This is a genomic window from Acinetobacter sp. IRS14 (assembly GCF_034650275.1).
Classification (GTDB): Bacteria; Pseudomonadota; Gammaproteobacteria; order Pseudomonadales; family Moraxellaceae; genus Acinetobacter; species Acinetobacter oleivorans.
In genome coordinates, this window is sequence record NZ_JAOVFN010000003.1 from 270773 (window position 1) to 290087 (window position 19315).

Annotated in this window: 15 protein-coding genes and 1 pseudogene; 8 read left to right on the forward strand and 8 right to left on the reverse strand. The window is 39.2% G+C overall.

Going from position 1 to position 19315, the window contains the following annotated elements:
- Positions 1-3: 3 nt before the first annotated feature.
- The 3 genes from ODQ17_RS04930 to exaC form a co-directional block, all read right to left on the reverse strand.
- Entirely contained in the window at positions 4-1389 is a 1386-nt protein-coding gene (locus ODQ17_RS04930; protein WP_322902092.1) for an ethanolamine ammonia-lyase subunit EutB, read from the reverse strand.
- A 14-nt stretch (positions 1390-1403) separates the two neighbouring features.
- Positions 1404-2840: an ethanolamine permease gene (gene eat / locus ODQ17_RS04935; RefSeq protein WP_267530700.1), complete on the reverse strand. Its 1437-nt coding sequence runs from the start codon at positions 2838-2840 to the stop codon at positions 1404-1406.
- A gap of 220 nt (positions 2841-3060) precedes the next feature.
- Positions 3061-4572 (reverse strand): acetaldehyde dehydrogenase ExaC, encoded by a 1512-nt coding sequence (exaC, locus tag ODQ17_RS04940; protein ID WP_004791594.1) that lies wholly within the window; start codon positions 4570-4572, stop codon positions 3061-3063.
- Positions 4573-4714: 142 nt separating this feature from the next.
- On the opposite strand from exaC, the gene ODQ17_RS04945 reads away from it, so the two are divergent.
- Positions 4715-5905 (forward strand): helix-turn-helix domain-containing protein, encoded by a 1191-nt coding sequence (locus tag ODQ17_RS04945; RefSeq protein WP_068932963.1) that lies wholly within the window; start codon positions 4715-4717, stop codon positions 5903-5905.
- Here ODQ17_RS04945 and ODQ17_RS04950 read toward each other — a convergent pair.
- Both ODQ17_RS04950 and mdh read right to left on the reverse strand, forming a co-directional pair.
- Complete coding sequence (locus ODQ17_RS04950; protein ID WP_322902096.1) at positions 5902-6870, reverse strand: alpha/beta hydrolase; 969 nt, start codon at positions 6868-6870, stop codon at positions 5902-5904. The genes ODQ17_RS04945 and ODQ17_RS04950 overlap by 4 nt on opposite strands.
- 195 nt (positions 6871-7065) lie before the next feature.
- Positions 7066-8238: an iron-dependent methanol dehydrogenase gene (gene mdh, locus ODQ17_RS04955; protein WP_004791599.1), complete on the reverse strand. Its 1173-nt coding sequence runs from the start codon at positions 8236-8238 to the stop codon at positions 7066-7068.
- Positions 8239-8468: 230 nt separating this feature from the next.
- Here mdh and ODQ17_RS04960 point away from each other — a divergent pair, with 230 nt between their 5' ends.
- The 3 genes from ODQ17_RS04960 (at position 8469) to ODQ17_RS04970 (ending at position 11517) form a co-directional block, all read left to right on the forward strand.
- Entirely contained in the window at positions 8469-10181 is a 1713-nt protein-coding gene (locus tag ODQ17_RS04960) for an AAA family ATPase (RefSeq protein WP_322902099.1), read from the forward strand.
- A 43-nt stretch (positions 10182-10224) separates the two neighbouring features.
- Positions 10225-10584: a 5-carboxymethyl-2-hydroxymuconate Delta-isomerase gene (locus tag ODQ17_RS04965; RefSeq protein ID WP_198308591.1), complete on the forward strand. Its 360-nt coding sequence runs from the start codon at positions 10225-10227 to the stop codon at positions 10582-10584.
- An 81-nt stretch (positions 10585-10665) separates the two neighbouring features.
- On the forward strand, positions 10666-11517 hold the full coding sequence (locus tag ODQ17_RS04970) for an AraC family transcriptional regulator (RefSeq protein ID WP_198308602.1): 852 nt from the start codon (positions 10666-10668) through the stop codon (positions 11515-11517).
- A 29-nt stretch (positions 11518-11546) separates the two neighbouring features.
- On the opposite strand, the gene thiM is transcribed toward ODQ17_RS04970, so the two are convergent.
- The 3 genes from thiM to ODQ17_RS04985 all read right to left on the reverse strand — a co-directional run bounded on the left by thiM (position 11547) and on the right by ODQ17_RS04985 (position 13975).
- Positions 11547-12374, reverse strand: a complete 828-nt coding sequence (thiM, locus tag ODQ17_RS04975) for a hydroxyethylthiazole kinase (protein ID WP_005306557.1) — start codon at positions 12372-12374, stop codon at positions 11547-11549.
- 34 nt (positions 12375-12408) lie between these two features.
- A complete protein-coding gene (locus ODQ17_RS04980) occupies positions 12409-13566 on the reverse strand; it encodes a hypothetical protein (protein ID WP_216070145.1) in 1158 nt (385 codons plus the stop codon).
- A gap of 151 nt (positions 13567-13717) precedes the next feature.
- Entirely contained in the window at positions 13718-13975 is a 258-nt protein-coding gene (locus ODQ17_RS04985; protein ID WP_013197392.1) for a hypothetical protein, read from the reverse strand.
- A 319-nt stretch (positions 13976-14294) separates the two neighbouring features.
- Between ODQ17_RS04985 and pepN the strand changes: the two genes are divergently transcribed.
- From pepN to ODQ17_RS05005, 4 genes and pseudogenes are all read left to right on the forward strand, one after another.
- On the forward strand, positions 14295-16901 hold the full coding sequence (pepN, locus tag ODQ17_RS04990) for an aminopeptidase N (protein WP_322902103.1): 2607 nt from the start codon (positions 14295-14297) through the stop codon (positions 16899-16901).
- A 595-nt stretch (positions 16902-17496) separates the two neighbouring features.
- Positions 17497-18027: a Csu type fimbrial protein gene (locus tag ODQ17_RS04995; RefSeq protein WP_440206141.1), complete on the forward strand. Its 531-nt coding sequence runs from the start codon at positions 17497-17499 to the stop codon at positions 18025-18027.
- A gap of 75 nt (positions 18028-18102) precedes the next feature.
- Entirely contained in the window at positions 18103-18807 is a 705-nt protein-coding gene (locus ODQ17_RS05000; protein ID WP_322902107.1) for a fimbrial biogenesis chaperone, read from the forward strand.
- Positions 18808-18816: 9 nt separating this feature from the next.
- A pseudogene (locus ODQ17_RS05005) lies at positions 18817-19315 on the forward strand (fimbria/pilus outer membrane usher protein); the annotation flags it as partial.

The following is a 19315-nucleotide window of genomic DNA, read 5'->3' on the forward strand; positions in this document are numbered from 1 at the left end:
TCCCTAGTTCATGAGCAGACGAGAGAATTGGTCAGGCATGTGGTCTGCCCAACAAATTTGAGAGTTTTGCTGTTTAAAAATCCCTTGCTGTTCAAGCCAAGCAGAAAACTCAGGAGCGGGTTTTAAACCGAGGAGTTGTCTTAAATAGAGGGCATCATGGAACGAGGTCGTTTGATAATTGAGCATGACATCATCTGAACCCGGAATTCCCATAATAAAATTAATGCCCGCAGCACCAAACAGAGTAAGGAGAACATCCATATCATTTTGGTCAGCATCGGCATGGTTGGTGTAACAAATGTCGCAGCCCATTGGTACTCCGAGTAGCTTGCCACAGAAGTGGTCTTCTAGTCCTGCACGTATAATTTGTTTACCGTTAAAAAGATATTCGGGACCAATAAAGCCAACGACTGTATTCACTAAAAGCGGATTGTATTTACGGGCCACTGCATAAGCACGTGTTTCTAATGTTTGCTGATCAACGCCGTGATGTGCATTGCTGGATAATGCACTGCCTTGACCCGTTTCAAAGTACATAACATTTTGTCCAATGGTTCCACGTTTAAGTGCGAGCGTGGCTTCATATCCTTCTTGTAGTAAATCGAGCGAGATACCAAAACCTTCATTAGCCAGTTGGGTGCCAGCGATTGATTGAAACATTAAATCAATAGGCACATTTTTTTCAGTCAGTTGAATACCTGAGCTGATATGTGTGAGTACACAAGATTGTGTTGGAATTTGATATTCCTGAATCACATGATCAAGTAATTTTAGTAGCTCTGATAAATTATGAAGGTTATCTGTGGCAGGGTTAATACCAATCACTGCATCACCATTGCCATACATTAAACCATCTAAAATACTGGCAGAAATACCCAGTACATCATCGGTGGGGTGGTTCGGTTGTAAACGGGTAGAAAGATGACCCTTTAAACCAATCGTGTTGCGAAATTGGGTTATTACCTCACATTTGCTGGCGACATAAATCAAATCTTGATTGCGCATAATTTTGCTGACAGCAGCCACCATTTCTGGAGTTAAACCTGATACTAATGCTTTTAAGCTTTGGGCAGTGGCTTCTTCTCCAAGTAACCAATTTCGAAAATCACCTACTGTAAAGTGTGAAATAGGGGCAAAGGCTGCCAGATCATGTTCATCAATAATTAGTCGTGTAATTTCATCAGTTTCGTAATCGACCAGAACCTCATTTAAAAAGGTTTTAAGTGGTACATCGGCCAAAGTCATTTGTGCCGCAACATGTTCGGTTGCATCTCTGGCCGCTACACCTGCTAATTCATCGCCAGAACGTAACGGCGTTGCTTTTGCCATCAAGGTCTTCAAGTCAGTAAAGTGATACTGTTGATTGGCGACAATATTGCGATAACTCATAGTTGCATCCTTTTTTATAGTTCTTGTTCTGCGGCTTTAATATTTGCAAACTCTTCTTCTGGTGTACCTTTAACTAAATGATAACGGCTATAGAATAAAAAGTAAGCAATAAATACGACATAAATAGCGGCAGCAATAAACCAAACTTTTGGATTAACAACAAAGCCTGCAACTACAGCAGCGACTGCTAGAACTAAGGCAATACTTGAAGTAACGATTCCTCCAGGAGTTTTATAAGGACGAGGCATGTCGGGTTTAGATAGGCGTAGTTTGATGTGGGATAAAAGAATCAACACATAAGAAATGGTTGCACCAAAAACCGCGATTAAAATCAGTGAATCGCCTTCTTTGGTGAGTGAAAGCAAGAACCCAATAATGCCCGGAATAATAATTGCGAGATAAGGGGCTTTATTTTTATTGGTTAAAGAGAGTGAAGTAGGTAAGTAACCAGCACGTGACAATGCAAAAATTTGACGTGAATAGGCATAGATAATTGAAAAGAAACTCGCGATTAAACCTGCTAAACCAACAAAGTTAACAAAAGTCGCAAGCCAAGTGTTGGTGCCATAAACTTTAACCAGAGCATCGACAAGGGGAGCACCTGAGTTTTGCAAAGTACTTGCACCTGCTGCCCCCGCACCCAAGAATAAAATGAGCATGGCAAACGCCGTTAAGATGAGCATTGCTCCGATTAAACCGCGTGGGAGAGATTTTGCTGGATCTTTTGCTTCTTCGGCTGCTAATGGCACACCTTCAACTGCAAGGAAAAACCAGATTGCAAAAGGAACTGCGGCCCAAATGCCTAAATAGCCATGAGGTAGAAAACGACTTGCGCCAGCTGCTGCGCCAACTGGAATATCCAACAAATTTTGTGTATTAAAATGTGGAACCATTGCCATAATAAACACAACCAGAGCAACAGCTGCGACAAGTGTAATTGCGAACATAATTTTTAAGGCTTCGCCGGCACCTTTCAGATGTATGCCCATAAAAATGGCATAGCAGGCGAGGTAAATCATCCAGCCATTTATACCAAATAAAGATTCGCAATAACCACCAATAAATACGGCAATCGCCGCAGGAGCAATCGCATATTCAATTAAAATGGCTGTTCCTGTTAAATAGCCCCCAAAAGGACCAAAAGCAGCACGTGCAAAACTATAACCGCCACCTGCTGTCGGCATCATGGTGGACATTTCTGACATAGAAAGACACAGGCACAGATACATGATTGCAGCGAGTGCAGTGGCAATAAACATGCCACCCCAACCACCTTGAGCAATACCAAAGTTCCAGCCGGCAAAATCACCAGATATCACATAAGCTACGCCTAAACCAATCAGGAGTAACCAACCAACCGTACCTTGTTTTAGTTGACGCTGAGCAAAATATTCTGCTGATGAGACTTCTGTGCTTGAAGAAATGACGGAAGCTGTTTCTGGTTGATTCATACAATACTCCTGCGAGTGGGTTTGTATGAATCAATGCAAAAGCAATGCCTAAATGAAGCACTTCAGAGAGTAGATAGAGCTTTTTTATTCTAAATGATAAAAATTCAAGCTTAACAATCGGAAATAAAGAAGCCAGCAATCTAAATTACTGGCTTCTTATATAATTAATAATCTTACTTCTTTCTAGTGTTGATAGTTTGGTATCAACTTGGTGCGAAACTTAGAAGAAGCCCATTGGTTTAGTTGAATAACTCACCAACAAGTTTTTAGTTTGTTGATAATGATCTAGCATCATCTTATGGTTTTCGCGGCCAATACCAGACTTCTTGTAGCCACCAAATGCAGCATGTGCAGGGTAGATATTGTAGCAGTTTGTCCAAACACGGCCAGCTTCAATAGCACGACCAGCACGATAAGAAATGTGAGCTGAACGTGACCATACACCTGCACCTAAACCATACATGGTGTCATTGGCAATTTTAATTGCATCGTCAAAGTCTTTGAACGTTGTCACAGCAAGTACAGGTCCAAAAATTTCTTCTTGGAAAACTTGCATGCCATTGTGACCTTTAAAAATAGTCGGATCGACATAGTAACCATCGCCTACTTCTTTACGGCCGCTACCGCCAAGTAAGAGTTCTGCACCTTCTTCACGACCAGTGTTAATACAACGTAAGATTTTCTCTTGTTGTTGTAGAGATGCTTGAGCACCAATCATCGTTTCTGTATCAAGTGGATGACCAGTTTTAATACGTTTTACACGCTCGACGGCCATTTCCAAGAACTGATCAGCAATGCTTTCTTGTACTAAAGCACGAGAAGGGCAAGTACATACTTCACCTTGGTTTAGGGCAAACATGGCGAAACCTTCAAGCGTTTTTTCTAAGAAGTCATCTTCTTTATCCATGATATCTTCAAAGAAAAGGTTTGGTGACTTACCGCCAAGTTCTAAGGTCACTGGAATAATATTTTCAGTCGCATATTGCATCACCATTTGTCCAGTTTGAGTTGAACCTGTGAATGCGATTTTTGCAATACGTGGGTTTGTTGCTAATGGACGGCCGACTTCTGAACCGAAACCATTGACAATATTAAGGACACCTGGTGGTAAAATATCTTGGATCAGTTCAGCCACCAACAAAATACCCACTGGAGTTTGCTCAGCTGGTTTAATCACGACACAGTTACCAGCTGCTAAAGCAGGTGCAAGTTTCCATGCTGCCATCAAAATCGGGAAGTTCCATGGAATGATTTGACCAACTACACCGAGTGGTTCGTGGAAATGATACGCAATGGTATCTTCATCAATTTCAGAGATGCCACCTTCTTGAGCACGAATACATCCAGCGAAATAACGGAAATGGTCAATCGCAAGTGGAAGGTCGGCTGCTAAAGTTTCACGCACTGCTTTACCGTTATCCCAAGTTTCTGCAACAGCAAGCATTTCAAGATTTGCTTCTAAACGATCAGCAATTTTTAAAAGGATATTTGAGCGTACCGTTGGTGATGCTTTATTCCATGTCGCTTTTGCTTTGTGCGCTGCATCTAGAGCGAGCTCAATATCTTCGGCACTAGAGCGTGGAATACGTGTAAAAGCTTTTCCGTCAACAGGAGATACATTGTCAAAATACGCACCCTTTACAGGTGCAACCCATTCACCGCCAATAAAATTTTCGTATTGTGATTTGAATTGAACTTTTGAGCCTGGTTGATTTGGATCGATATAGCGCATATAAATATTCCTTTGCTTTTTAGGACTAAAGACTAACAAGAACCCTGTCAGTAGGTACTTTCGTACTTTGTATAATTAGGATATAAAGAAGAAGGTTGGAGAAAGGTTGGAATAGAAATGTGGATATATAAGGAATTTACAAATGTTCACAAAAAAGGATTTATTGCAGCAACGGACGTTGATTGATCAACTGCGCACGCAAAATAGTCTCTCTCCTCAGAATGCTGCCAAACTCGGCCAAAGTATTGCAAGCTCATGGGAACGGTCAGCTTCTGCTGCGATTCCTAAAGAGCGTTTTGCGGCTCCTTTAGTCGAAAAAAAATCTGCCTCACAAAATGCTTTAGATATGGCTTTAAGTCAGTGTGCTGACGATTTACGTCATATTGCAGAGCAATCTTCAATGGTGATTGCTGTCGGTGATATCGGTAGTACCATTATCTGGACGGCACCAAGTCCTCAAATGCAAAGTGCTGCTGAACGTGTACATTTTGTGCAGGGTGGTCAGTGGCGTGAAGAATTTGTGGGCACAAATGCCTTAGCTTTATCTTTAAAAACTCAACAATCAAGCTGTGTTTTTTCAAATGAACATTACATGGAATCGATCCACGAGTGGGTGTGCTATGCCGCACCGATTATCGATCCATACTCAAAACAAACCCTCGGTGTCGTTGATTTATCAACCACGTGGAAGAACCATAATAGTTTAGGAATATTGGCTGCTGAACGTTGTGCATCCATTATTCAGTCTGCTTTGCTAGAGCAGCAGCGCCAGCAATTACATATTCGTGCATTTTCGACGCCACAAGTTAAATTTAATGGCAAAAGTTTATTATTAACACCGCGTCAAATTGAAATTTTAACCATATTGGCGTTATGTCCACATGGTTTAACTTTAGAGCATCTTTATCAGGCGCTCTATGGCGAACGTAAAGTCAGTATGGGTACGCTTAAAGCTGAAATGTCTCAACTACGAGATATTTTGGGCGGTTTACTTGGTTCACGCCCATATCGTTTGCTGGTACATGTTGAAGCCGATTTTTTACAAGCGGAACAAGCACTGGATGCAGGATATGCGGCCTCAGCTTTGCAGCTTTATACAGGTGTGTTTCTGGCAAAAACGGAAAGTCCGTTTTTGTGTGCATGGCGCGACTGCCTTGAATCGCGTTTGAGCGATGCAATTTTTAAAACGCAAGAAACGGATTTATTACTTAAGCATTTAGCTCATTTCCCTGAAGCAATCGATGCGGTAGAACGTCTTATGGAGCTCTTACCGAGTGAACATCCTGCGCATCAATTACTGGTGAAATACCTTGACTCACCTAAGCTCAGTTAAGTGATTTTTTGATCCAGCCACTGGAACAATTGTTGATAGACTTGTTCTCGTACTGGCTGGGCTGAAAGGACTAAATCATGCAACCCATTGTGAATAGAGACAACAGAGACATCGCCTTTGATTTTTTTACCAAATTTTTCAATGTCTTTAACATCTAAAATTACATCGCTTTGAGTCGCATCTGTTCCCCATTTTTTAGGGTTTTTAGTCTGGTGAGAATGCATAATTAGTGCGGGAACATTGAGTTTGACCCCGCGATGTATCTCTTTTTGTGCTGTATGAATCGCATGTAGAAAGCTGAGTTGAACAGTAGGGGCAGAGGTAGGTTTCCAGTCCAGATTAAAGTCCCATTCGCCCTTGAGCTGTTTGTGAAGGCTCGCGGTGTACCATTTGTTTAATTGACTTGGGAATTTAACTTTTGGCAGATATTTTCCTACTCGACTGAGTACTGGAATACCAAATTTTTTCTCGACCAAGCTTAAATTAAAATCGTAAAACGGGCTGTTTGCCCAAAGTCCTTTAATCAGAGGGTGGTTTGGGTTATGGGCAGCATAAAGCGTCGCTGTCAAACCGCCAGTCGAATGCCCTGCAAGCAAGACTTGTGTGTGCTGTTCTTTGCCAATAATCTCTAATGCTTGTGTAATTTCAGCATCGTATTCATTTAAATCAAGCACATTATAGAAAATTTGATGAGGCAGCTTTGAACGGCCATATTTTCTTAAATCTAGCGCATAGAAGTCATAACCATGAGCATTGAATTGCTCAGCCATTTCGGTTTGAAAGAAATAATCTAAAAAACCATGAATATATAGCACGGCTTTTTGAGTCGATCGAGCGGCCTTTTTACGGACTAAGGTGGCTACAACTTTTCCTTCGTAATCGTTAGGAAAGTTGAGTGTGAGCTGTTCGTAGCCAGTACCTAAAATATCTGGAACATAATTTTGATTAGCTGAAGATGTATTCATTTTTATCGAGCTATTGTAATTAAGACATGCTGAGTATCCTTCAATGAAATGGGCGAATTGTCAATCAGGTTTAGAGAGGGTTGGAATATAGTTTCTAAAAAAAGGGAATACCGCTGGAGCTAAGTATTCCCGAAAAAAGTAAGTCAACGGTCGGAGGGATTTGACTTACTAGAGGGATATGCGATTACATCAGTATTAAAGTGCTGCTTTGAAAATCTCCACAACTTGTGCATGGTTTGCTTTACGAGGGTTAGTGAGCATACACGCATCTTTTTGAGCATTATCTGCCATGACTGCAAGGTCTTCAGTTTTTACACCTAGCTCTGTTAAACCTGATGGAATACCAATCGATGAAGACAGTTTACGAATGGCATCAATAGCAGCATAGGCAGCTTCCATCACTGTTAACCCGTGAGTTCTCACACCCATTAATTCCGCGATTTTTGCGTAACGATCTGGGCAAGCAATTAAGTTAAACTCACACACGTGTGGTAACAAGATTGCATTACATACGCCGTGAGGTAGGTTGTAAAAACCGCCCAACTGATGAGCCATTGCGTGGACATAACCTAAAGATGCGTTGTTAAATGCCATGCCTGCTAAGTACTGTGCATAGCTCATCGCATCACGTGCTTCGATGTTTTCACCATTTGCGACAGCAGGTTGGAGCCACTGGCTAATCATCGTAATCGCTTTTTCTGCACACGCATCGGTAATTGGGTTGGCCGCCGTAGAAACATAAGCTTCAACCGCATGAGTTAACGCGTCCATACCCGTTGCCGCTGTTAAACCAGCCGGTTTTGCGATCATGAGTTTAGGGTCATCAATGGCAATGAGTGGGGTACAACGCCAGTCGACAATTGCCATTTTTACGTGGGTGTCTGTATTCGTAATAATACAGAAACGGGTCATTTCAGATGCGGTACCAGCCGTTGTATTTACTGCAATCAGTGGTGTCATTGGCACTTTGCTTTTATCAATGCCTTCGTAATCACGAATATGACCCCCACCAGCAGTGACTAAACCAATCCCTTTTGCACAGTCATGAGATGATCCACCACCTAGAGAGACAATAAAGTCACAGCCATTTTCGTTATAGGCATTTACACCGTTATGAACATTAATATCGGTTGGGTTAGGTTCTGCACCCGGAAAAATATGGCTCGCAACGCCTGCTTCAGTTAAATAGTTTGCGATAAGATCTGCGACACCAAATTTAAATAAGCCTTCATCGGTCACAATTAATGCTTTTTTTGCGCCGAGGTTTTGTGCCTTTGTACCAATTTCTTTGGCACATCCTGGTCCAAAGAGTGATACACAGGGAATATAAAAACCGTTTGTTTGATCTGCAATATTTTTAAAAGCCATGGAGTGATTCCTTCTTCCATAAATCCATTGTTTGTTATTACAGGTGAGCCTCACCATGGGGCTAGTATTGTGATGTGAGGATTATTTTCCTACCTACCAAAAACCTACCAAATATTATTTTATTATTAGTTATTGATTTATAATGATTTTACAGAAATTCTGGCGCATTCATTTAATTTTTTCGGGAAAGTCGTTAAGCTATGGGCTGTTGAAGATGTACTTATGAGATTATGAAACAGGAAACTGCGCTTAAACTGCTTAAAGCAGGTGAAAATGTCTTTTTAACCGGTTCGGCTGGTGCAGGGAAAACCTATACACTTAATCAGTACATCCAATACTTAAAAGCACGTAAAGTGCCTGTGGCAATTACGGCATCTACAGGTATTGCTGCAACACATATGAACGGCATGACCATTCATACATGGGCGGGCATCGGTATTAAAGATCAGTTAACTGACGATGACCTAAAACGTATGAAAGAGCGTAAATATCTCAAGGAACACCTTGAAAATGCGCAGGTTCTCGTCATCGATGAAATCTCAATGCTGCATGCTAAGCAGCTTAATCTGGTCAATCAGGTTTTAAAATATTTTAAAGAAAGTGATGAAGCATTCGGTGGCATTCAAGTCATTGTGGCTGGAGATTTCTTTCAGTTGCCACCCGTTGGGCGTAATAGTGAAGCCAACCGTGACAAGTTCTGTTTTATGTCTGATGCATGGGTCGAAGCCAAATTTCGCGTATGTTATTTAACAGAACAACACCGTCAAGATGATGAAATTCTAAATCAGATTTTAAATGCTATTCGTGCGCAGAATATTCAATCAAATCATTTACACGCATTACGTCAATCACGCTCGCATGATATTGGTGAGACTTTTACTCGTCTTTATACGCACAATATGGATGTCGACAATATCAATTATCAGCACTTAAATGAAATTGATAATGAAGGGCATCAATTCAATGCCGTTTTAGATGGTAATGAAAAGTTATTAGAAACTTTAAAATCTTCGGTACGCGCACCAGAAGAACTCACACTGAAAAAACATGCCAAAGTTATGTTTGTCAAAAATAACTTTGATATGGGGTATATCAACGGGAGTTTAGGTGAAGTCATTGGCTTTGAAGAAGATGACGAAAATGGGTTATTGCCAAAGGTAAAACTAACCGATGGCACGACTTTGCTGGTTGCTCCTGAAACATGGTCAGTTGAAAATGAAGCAGGCAAAGTGATTGCAAGTTTTCAGCAAATTCCACTTCGTTTAGCGTGGGCAATTACCATTCATAAAAGCCAAGGCATGACTTTAGAAGCTGCTGAAATTAACCTCACGAATACCTTTGAAAAAGGTCAGGGTTATGTAGCATTGTCGCGTTTAAAATCTTTAACTGGTCTTAAGTTATTAGGGATTAACGAGCAAGCTTTAGAGTTAGATAGTTTAGCTGTAAAAGCTGATCGTCGTTTCCAAGAGCTTTCTAAAGAAGCTGAAGACAACTTTGCAGATGTAGATTTAACCGCTCAGCATAAAGCCTTCATTCGTCACTGTGGCGGCACCTTAAATGAAACTGAGATTTCTCGTAATGAGAAGAAACTCGCAAAAGGTGGAAAGCAAAACTACGCTACGGCAACGCTAGACGAGACACGTGCGCTGTTTGAAGAAGGCTATGAAATTGAAGACATCGCGCATGAACGTGGTCTGACACCAGCAACCATCATTAATCATTTGGCTCGACTTCATAAAGAACAAAAGCTAGATATTTCAGTTGCCCATCCGGGTGAAGAAGTAGTCGAAGAAATTCGCAAAATTTATAAGAAGCTGAAAAAACGTCAAAATCCAGATCATTTTTCTGATGATGGTTCAATCAAACTAAGACCAATTGTTGAAGCAACCAGTCCTCGAATGGGATATGATCAGGTTCGATTAGCTTTATTATTTATTGAGTAAAGTTTAATTAGCTTAATTACTTATTACATAAATTGAGGTGGCTATGCCGCACGTTGTAGTTGATTATTCAGAAAACTTAACTGGATTAAACGCAAAACAATTACTTGAAGAAATTAATACCACACTGATTGAGACAGAGCTATTTAGTCCAGAAGACATTAAAAGCCGTGCGCGTAAAGACGAGATTTTCCTCATTGGCTTAGGGGCTGATCAAGCTTATATTCATGTAAAAGTTTATATTTTGTCGGGAAGAACTGACGAACAAAAACAGCTAATGGGTGACCAGCTATTAACGGCGCTCAGCAATAAAAATTACCTACAGCAAGAGTTTAATAAAGAAATTCAATTGTGCGTTGAGCTTGTCGATATGCCAAGAGAAGATTATTTCAAGCAAGTTGTATAACACTAAAAAGCGCAATTTCGATCAAGAATAGAGATCAGCACTATGTAAAAGTAGTGCTATCGAATGAACAGACATAAATGTATGGCTGTATATATACAAAAGCTGCAACTGGTTTGCGATTATATTCAAAGACATTTAGATGAAGATTTAGATGTTGACCGATTGAGCCAGATTGCGGCCTTATCTAAGTTTCATTTTCATCGTATTTTTGCCATTCATATTGGTTTAAATGTGATGAAGTTTATTCAACTTTCTCGTTTAAAGCGGGCCTCTTTTCAATTGGCTTTTGAACCAGATCTCAAAATTATTGAGATTGCATTGCAAGCAGGGTTTGATAGTCCCGAGGCATTTACTCGTGCATTTAAGCGTTCATTTGATCAAACTCCTCGGGCTTTTAGAGATAAACCGGACTGGGAATCTTGGCACCAGAAGTTTGTTTTTACACTTCCAAAAAGTGAGCTAAAAATGAATGTAAATATTGTTGAGCGTCCTGTTGAAAAGATTGCCTATCTGTCTCATTTAGGCAGTCCAGATAAAGTCTTTGAAACCGCTGCACGTTTTATTGCTTGGCGTAAAGAAACAGGTTTGTCGCCTGTGACCAAGTCTAGAACTTATGGTATTCCGTTTGCTGACCCTGAGCAGACTCCGTCTGACGAGTTTCGATTTGATATTGCTGGTTCAATTGAAAAGGCTGTACCGGAAAATAGTTACGGCGTACTAACAGGGGAAATTCCTGCAGGTCGTTATGCGACCGTAAGACATTTGGGTAGCCACGACCAGATTAAAGATAGTGTTTATTACATCTTTAGAAACTGGTTACCTGAGCAAGCCGAAGAAGCAGGAGAATATCCAGTTTTCTTTCACTATCATAACTTTGTGCATGATGTGAAAGAGTGTGATCTTATTACAGATATCTACTTACTTTTAAAATAAGAGTAGTGGGATAAAGGCATAACTTGCGGTTATGCCTTTAAACCTAATAGCTTTATATTTGCATATTGCTCAATAAGATTGTCATCTAACATATGGATATAGTCCATAAAAATGGTACTAAAACTTCCCATCGTTTGTGCCTGATTGGCAGCAAGTTTACCCGCAATTGCAAAATGCACATGGGCTGAAAGCGCTGCAATGGTTGGAGTCGTTACCGCACTATATGCAGCGATTAATGCACCTAAAGCACAACCAGTTGCTGTAATTTTGGGTTGTAAGGGGCTGCCACCGTTAACTTGAATAACGACATCTAGCTCTTTAGATAAAATGTAATCTGACTCACCTGAAATTGCGATACAGTCGGTATGTACTAATAGCGCGTAAGCTTGTCGATAGGCATCATCACTACTTAGGGTACTATCAACACCTTTAGATTGAACTTGATTACCTGCAAGTGTACTGATTTCTGATGCATTACCACGAATAACACTAGGCTTAAACTGTAGAAGCTCATCTGTCATTTGACTGCGCCAAGCTAAAACTGGCCCATAGCCCACCGGATCAAGCACCCATGGAATGTTATTAAGCTGTGCTGTTTTTGCAGAGATTTGCATGGCCTGCATTTGCTCTGAAGTTGGGGTGCCTAAATTAATGCTTAAAGCCGATGAAATTTTAGTAAAACTTTCTGCTTCATAAGGATTATCAATCATCGCAGGTGAAGCACCAGAAGCGAGTAACACATTGGCTGTATAGTTAGCCGCAACGCTATTGGTAATACATTGCACAAGAGGCGTTTTTGCCTGCATGCTTTGCCAAGCTTCAATGACCTGTTCAATCAAACTAGATGTCGATGTCATATTATTATCCCGAGTAAGCTAAAGTGATATAGATTTAGTGGGTAAAATAGTGGTCTTGATGCTTACATTTTTGGCAAATCAAAGAAACATAATCTGCCGCATCATAATCAACGGTTAAATCATTTGAACCACAATGCATACAACGTTTGACAGAATAAAAATTTAAACGTGGTTCAATTTTGCGCCATGCTTTCCATACAGGTTGTACAAATATCTGTTCGTCATAACCTAAGAAACGGTTAAGCAAAATATAACTCATTTTACTATAGGGAATATTATGAGGACGCGGCAGCATGGAGGTTTCCCACTTTTCAGTTAAGGCTCTCTCACGATATTGCTCTAATGTTTTCTTTAACAAATTGGTGTTAATAAATTTCTCATTGCGAGGTTGCAATGCTTTTTGTTTATAAAGATATTCGAGTGCCGTTTGAATCAGATAATAGATCTGTCCAATCGCCAATGATTCCATTAAGCGGTAGCAAAAGCTTTGGAAATTTGAATTCCCAGCAATCTGGATGCCCCAAGTTCGACAATAAAATTGCATGAACTGGATAATTTCTTGATAGAGCACCTGAAAAAGTACATCTTTAACTTCATCTGCACTACGAAAGGGAACGCCGAAACTTAAATTTTCATAAAACCAATTACGTAGTTGCTGAGCCACACTAAATAAACTTGGATCGCTGTAGCCATCTAAACGAATATTTAAATAAAAACACTGTGGATCTTCAGTTTGATCATTTGCATTCAAAATGCCATCTTTATGTAGCTGTTTAATTAAATAGCTCTGAAACATCCAGTTAGGAGTGATGTGATGATATTTAATTTTGTCCCAATGAATATATTCATCATGAGTGATTTCTTCACGCGCATATTCATCTAAAAGACTCAGTAAGAAAAGTTTATGTAAGAAGCTGAGCTGTTCCAGACTGCGTTGTGGTTGTTCTTTTGATTTAAATTGGCGTTGTTCTTGTAAGCGTGTTTGCTGTAAAAGCTTTTTCCGTTGTTTTGTGCATGTCTCACAGTGGCACGTCATTTTTTCATCTTTAAATATGCGGTGCTGACAATGACTACATTCATGAAATTGAATGTCTTGTTCAAATTGCTCGGCATCTACCCAGTACATTGACGCTTGGCAGAGAGGACAATGGCTACTTTCATCCAGTTGTTTCTGTAGAATTTGTAAGGCCATTTTGCTCCGAACATAAAATGAAAAATGATGGGGCTATTATACACAGCCGTACTGTATATGGCTGAGATTGCGAGCTCCGTTTGTTGTTAAAATAAAAAGACCTAAAATCTATGTGAGAATTTTAGGTCTTCATATCGAGTTAAATTGTTGATTAAACAGGGCACGGCAAGTTCTCATCATTCTGTCCAAGTTTTTTGGCATTAATAAGTGCCTGTACTTTTTTACTTGGTAATTTTACTTTGCCTAGTGCATCGTAAGTATTCACAATGGAGCTAACCTCCTGAGTCGTCATAGAAATACCTTCCGCAGTTAAGAACACCGCAATCACATGGTGATCGAGTCCAGCTGCGTGTAAATCATGAATCGCTTTAATATTTTCTAAACGATGAAAATGTGCTTTTAATTCCATATTGACACCTCTTGCTCTTATTGAAATACCCATATTGGTCTATTTAAATAGGCAAGAACCATGCCCAAAATGTAAGCTGACTCTAAAAAATGTTAAAAGCTAAAGGTGTTTTATTTTTATTGTATAGATTGCTTATATAAACAACGATTATCGTAAATTTGGTCTAATCTGTGCTAATAAAACCCGATTCTAATTTGAAATGTATCAATGAAGTCCCATTAATTTTATAAAGGTAAGCAAATACAGTATGTATGACTTGGCGTATGATATTTCATGGCGACTCATACTGCCGTTTTAGACGAGTATATAAGGAATAAAGATGAATATTGCGGCGCAGCCTCCAGTTCAGGCAGATCAAACAGTTTATTTAAAAGATTATCAAAAACCTGCGTTTTTAGTTGAATCAATTAATCTTGATATTCAAGTATATGATGATAAAACGATTGTTGATTCAACATTGGTGATGAAGCGCCAAACTGAGGGCGATCTCGTTTTACTTGGTCGTGATCTTGAGTTGCAATCTGTTCAGTTAAATGGACAAATTCTTACTTCTGCACAATATTCACTCGACAGTGAGCAATTGGTGATCACTAACGCACCAGCTGAAGTCATTTTACAAACACAAGTCATTATTCATCCTGAAACCAATACTCAATTAGAAGGTTTATATAAAGCCGATGAGTTGTTTGTAACCCAAAACGAACCTGAAGGTTTCCGCAAAATTACGTTCTATCCAGACCGTCCAGACGTACTTTCAGTCTTTACTACACGTGTAGAAGCAGACAAAAAATATCCAGTGCTACTTGCCAATGGTAATTTGCTAGAAACAGGTGAAGTTGGCGAAAACCGCCACTTTGCCATCTGGCAAGACCCGACTAAAAAACCAAGCTATTTATTTGCTTGTGTCATTGGTGATTTAGCTGTACTTAAAGATCGTTATACGACGTCTGAAGGGCGCGATGTTGCTTTGGAAATCTATGCGATTGAGAAAGACATTCCAAAATGCCATATCGCGATGGAAGCATTAAAGCATTCTATGCGTTGGGATGAAGAACACTATGGCCGTGCCTATGACCTCGACAACTATATGATTGTTGCGGTAAGCCAGTTCAACATGGGTGCAATGGAAAATAAAGGTTTAAATATCTTTAACACGTCATGTGTACTTGCTGATGAAGAATATACGACTGACGCAGCGATTATGCGTGTACAGTCTGTGATTGCGCATGAATATTTCCATAACTGGACAGGGAACCGTATTACTTGCCGTGACTGGTTCCAACTTTGCTTAAAAGAAGGTTTAACGGTATTCCGTGATCAATCTTTCTCTGAAGATTTACAATCTGCGGCAGTTCAACGTATTGATGATGTCGCTGTACTTAAATCTCATCAGTTCCCTGAAGATGCAGGTCCATTGTCGCATCCGCCACGTCCAGACCACTTCGTAGAAATTAATAACTTCTATACAGCAACTGTTTATGAAAAAGGTGCGGAAATTAACCGTATGATGTCGACCTTACTGGGCAAAGAAAAATACCGTCAAGGAACCGACGAATATTTCCGCCGTCATGATGGGCAGGCTGTAACTGTAGAAGATTGGGTTGCTGCTTTAACAGCGGGCTCTGGCGTAGATTTATCTGCATTCTTAACTTGGTATAACCAACCAGGTACACCAAAGCTTGAAGCAAAAGGTGAATATGATGCAGCAGCACAAACTTACCGTTTAAGCTTTAAGCAAAGCCTGAAAGCACATCCTAAATACCCAAATTTAAAAGCTGTTCCGATTCCTGTGGCTTTAGCACTCTTTAATGCTAAAACAGGCGAGCAATACACATTGCACAGTGACAGCCTATTTGTAAACGATGTTAAAGATGGCGTGTATCTATTTGATCAAGATGAGGCAAGCATTGAGTTTACTGGCGTGACTGAGCAACCAGTGGTTTCGCTACTTCGTAATTTTTCGGCTCCTGTAAATCTTGTATTTGATTATACCGATGAAGAATTAGCTTTCTTAATTCAGCACGAAACGAATGGTTTTAACCAATGGCAAGCCACCCAAACCTTGCTTGAGCGTATCTTGTTAGAAGACCATTCAGCTGATGCTTACATTCAAGCTATTCAAAGCACTTTACCTGAGCTAGTTGGTCGTGACCCGCTTTTAGCATCGCGTTTGTTTGATGTGCCAAGTGAAGGTTACTTAGGTAGTCGCATCGATCAGAACTATGCACCATCTGATATTCATGTAAAACGTGAAGCCTTGCTGAATCGTTTGGCACAAGAGTTAGGTTCATTCTGGAAAGATACTTACCTTACGCTTGATCCAGACTTGCAAAAAGAGTTTTCTTTGGCAATGGGTGTGCGTGCATTAAAGAACATTATGCTGATGATGATGGCTCGTCAGGGCGATCAAACTGCATTTGAACTTGCACACGTGCAATATCAAAACACAGGTAATATGTCTGAACGCTTAGGGGCGTTACGTGTATTGGTTTGGCAAAATGCGCCTCAAGCTCAAGATGCACTTGCTGATTTCTATGACCGCTTTAAAGATGAAGCCTTGTCTTTAGATCAATGGTTCATGATTCAGGCAGCAAACCCAAATGCGACAGCAGAAACAATCGAGTACCTGACTCAACATCCTGACTATGATTTAACAACTCCAAACCGTATTCGTGCGGTGAGTGGAGGGCTGTCAAATAACCCAGAAAACACTTGGGGCTTTGGTGTAGCTCACTTTATTAATCTTGCACAATATCTAGATGAAAAGAACCCAATTTTAGGTTCACGTCTGTTACAGGTATTGTCGCGTTGGTACACACTTGCTGAACCGCAACGTACTCAAGTGCAACAGGCTTTACAAGCATTGCAGCCTAAAGTGAAATCGAAAAATGTTTCTGAAACTTTAAATAGCATGCTGAGCATTTAATTATTTAAACTTACTAAATAAAGGTCTCGTAAGAGGCCTTTTTTATATTTCTTTATCAAAAATTGAAGTTTAAAAGAAAGAAAATTATTTTATCGGGGGTGAACTGTTGTTCCTCTACTCGTCAATTTTCTTTTTATTTAAATTGTAATATTTAATGGTTTATTTTAAATATATCTTTAAATGGAATATGTGAAATTAAAATTTAGATAGAATAATAATATAAGAAATAAAATTATTAAGTCTGTAAGTAACCTTGACTACTTACAAAACTAGCTACATTTATTGACATATTTATTTAAAATTTTTTAAATAAATTTTATGACGTATTTGTTAAGTTGCTTTAAATCAATAATTTAAGGTTTTAAAAAATTACTAAATGTGTATTGAGTGTTAAAGTTGGTAACTTGGTGTTATTTTTTTGAAATTGGAATAATAACGCCTGCATGTTTTTTAATTGTTTTTATGTATGATGTCTAAAATAGGGTAAAAAAATAAACTTTAAAAAGGAGCAGTCAAATAAAAAATGATTGTAAGAATAAATGTTAAATTTTTTATATCTATTAGTTTTTATAACTTAATTTAAAAGGTTTTGACTATGAAAAAGACTTTTTTTCATTTATCACTCATTGCTGTAGGATTATTTTCTCTTAATACAGCAAATGCAGCAACAGCAACAGGTACATTAACTGTTAAGGCAACAGTAACGAACAGTTGTGTATTAAATACCTCAGCAACAGGCACTACAACAAATGCCGTTATAGACTTTGGAACATTAAGTTCTCTTACTAGCAATGTCGATGCAGACACCACAACGACAGGCGGTACTTCAATCAAAGTCCTTTGTAACAACACTGTGCCGTGGACCTTGGCTTTCGATGCTGGGCAACATGCTCAAACGACCCAACGTCGTATGATTGGTGGAGCAACAAGCAACGAATATATTCCTTATAACCTCTTCTCAGATACTGCGCATGGTACGGCAATTGGCATTGCAACGACTGCCTATAGTGGAACTGGAACCGGTAATGTCCAAACGGTTAACGTGTATGGCCGTATTCCAGCTGGGTCTACACTACCGAGTGCGGGTAGCTATCTTGATACGGTAACAATAACAGTAACTTATTAATTTTTATAAATTAGAAATATTGTTAGCCCTTTTGAAAGGGCTAACACATTAAAAAAAGTTATATTTGAGTAAATCATGAAAAAAAATATCTTTATTATTACGGGATTATTCTTATCGTTATCTAGCACTATTAACGCCGCGACAATCCGTCTTTCACCTGTAAATGTGGAAATATTAAGTAATCAAAATGCGTCATCAATTAGTTTATTTAACCAGTCAAATGAAAGCACTGATTTGCAGATTCGCGTATTTGAATGGACTCAAAAAAATGGACAAGATCAATTAACACCTACAGATGAGATTGCCATTAGTCCACCTTTTTTAAAATTACAGTCTAATGATTCTTATAACTTACGTGTAGTCAGAATTAATCCAACACCTATTTCTGGTGAAAAAACCTATCGTATTATTATTGATGAGTTACCAAAACCAATTGATAGTCGTAAAGCAGCTCAGGGCATAAATGTATTATTACGCTCATCATTACCCGTGTTTGTAGTTAATAAAGATGCCATTACCAAACTTAGTTGGAAAATTGATCCTAATCAAGAGGCACCTTCCTTAAACATAAGTAATATTGGAAACCGACATGCGCTCTTAAATAATTTAATCCTTGTTGATACAACAGCGAATAAAAGTTACCCGATTAAAGTAAATACCGTAAATGGTTATATTCTTGCGGAGCAGGCACGAAGCTACTCTATTCATAATTTTACATATCAGCCAAATCATAAATACAGTGTATCTCTGACAGTTAACGGTAAGAAAACCACACTTTAAGAGGCTTATATGAAATATATTATAGGTGTCTTATGTGTGGCATATCTTCCGGCGTATTCTTTTGCCGAGCAACTACAAGATAATACGAATACTGTAATGCCGAGTGTTCCCGAGTCTATAGATAGCACTAAGAAATATGCACAGGGAAATACAAGTGACGATAAGCAAAATATTAATTTTACCCAGCTTTTTTTAGTTGTTTCTATTAATTCTAATGCCTCTGAAGACTTAGTGGCTGTGAAGCAATCTAAGGATGGAAAGTTATATATTCGCTCTAGTGCCTTAAAAACTTTAAGGGTGAAAATGGATGAGCAGACTCCTGATAACCAATGGGTCTGTATTGATGAATTAAAAGGAATCAAGTTTAAATATCTAGAGAATGAACAGGCTCTAAATTTACAAGTTCCGTCGAACATGTTGACGGATTATTCAGTTGACTTAAATGGCCAGCAAGTCACCAGCCCTCATTTGCTGAAAATGAAGCCCTTAAACGCGGCTATTCTGAACT

Coding starts and splice junctions, on each gene's coding strand:
- ODQ17_RS04995 (WP_440206141.1), top strand. CDS start 17,497: ATGAAAAAGACTTTTTTTCATTTATCACTCATTGCTGTAGGATTATTT.
- ODQ17_RS05000 (WP_322902107.1), top strand. CDS start 18,103: ATGAAAAAAAATATCTTTATTATTACGGGATTATTCTTATCGTTATCT.
- ODQ17_RS04945 (WP_068932963.1), top strand. CDS start 4,715: ATGTTCACAAAAAAGGATTTATTGCAGCAACGGACGTTGATTGATCAA.
- ODQ17_RS04965 (WP_198308591.1), top strand. CDS start 10,225: ATGCCGCACGTTGTAGTTGATTATTCAGAAAACTTAACTGGATTAAAC.
- thiM (WP_005306557.1), bottom strand. CDS start 12,374: ATGACATCGACATCTAGTTTGATTGAACAGGTCATTGAAGCTTGGCAA.
- ODQ17_RS04980 (WP_216070145.1), bottom strand. CDS start 13,566: ATGGCCTTACAAATTCTACAGAAACAACTGGATGAAAGTAGCCATTGT.
- exaC (WP_004791594.1), bottom strand. CDS start 4,572: ATGCGCTATATCGATCCAAATCAACCAGGCTCAAAAGTTCAATTCAAA.
- ODQ17_RS04985 (WP_013197392.1), bottom strand. CDS start 13,975: ATGGAATTAAAAGCACATTTTCATCGTTTAGAAAATATTAAAGCGATT.
- ODQ17_RS04930 (WP_322902092.1), bottom strand. CDS start 1,389: ATGAGTTATCGCAATATTGTCGCCAATCAACAGTATCACTTTACTGAC.
- mdh (WP_004791599.1), bottom strand. CDS start 8,238: ATGGCTTTTAAAAATATTGCAGATCAAACAAACGGTTTTTATATTCCC.
- eat (WP_267530700.1), bottom strand. CDS start 2,840: ATGAATCAACCAGAAACAGCTTCCGTCATTTCTTCAAGCACAGAAGTC.
- pepN (WP_322902103.1), top strand. CDS start 14,295: ATGAATATTGCGGCGCAGCCTCCAGTTCAGGCAGATCAAACAGTTTAT.
- ODQ17_RS04970 (WP_198308602.1), top strand. CDS start 10,666: ATGGCTGTATATATACAAAAGCTGCAACTGGTTTGCGATTATATTCAA.
- ODQ17_RS04950 (WP_322902096.1), bottom strand. CDS start 6,870: ATGAATACATCTTCAGCTAATCAAAATTATGTTCCAGATATTTTAGGT.
- ODQ17_RS04960 (WP_322902099.1), top strand. CDS start 8,469: ATGAAACAGGAAACTGCGCTTAAACTGCTTAAAGCAGGTGAAAATGTC.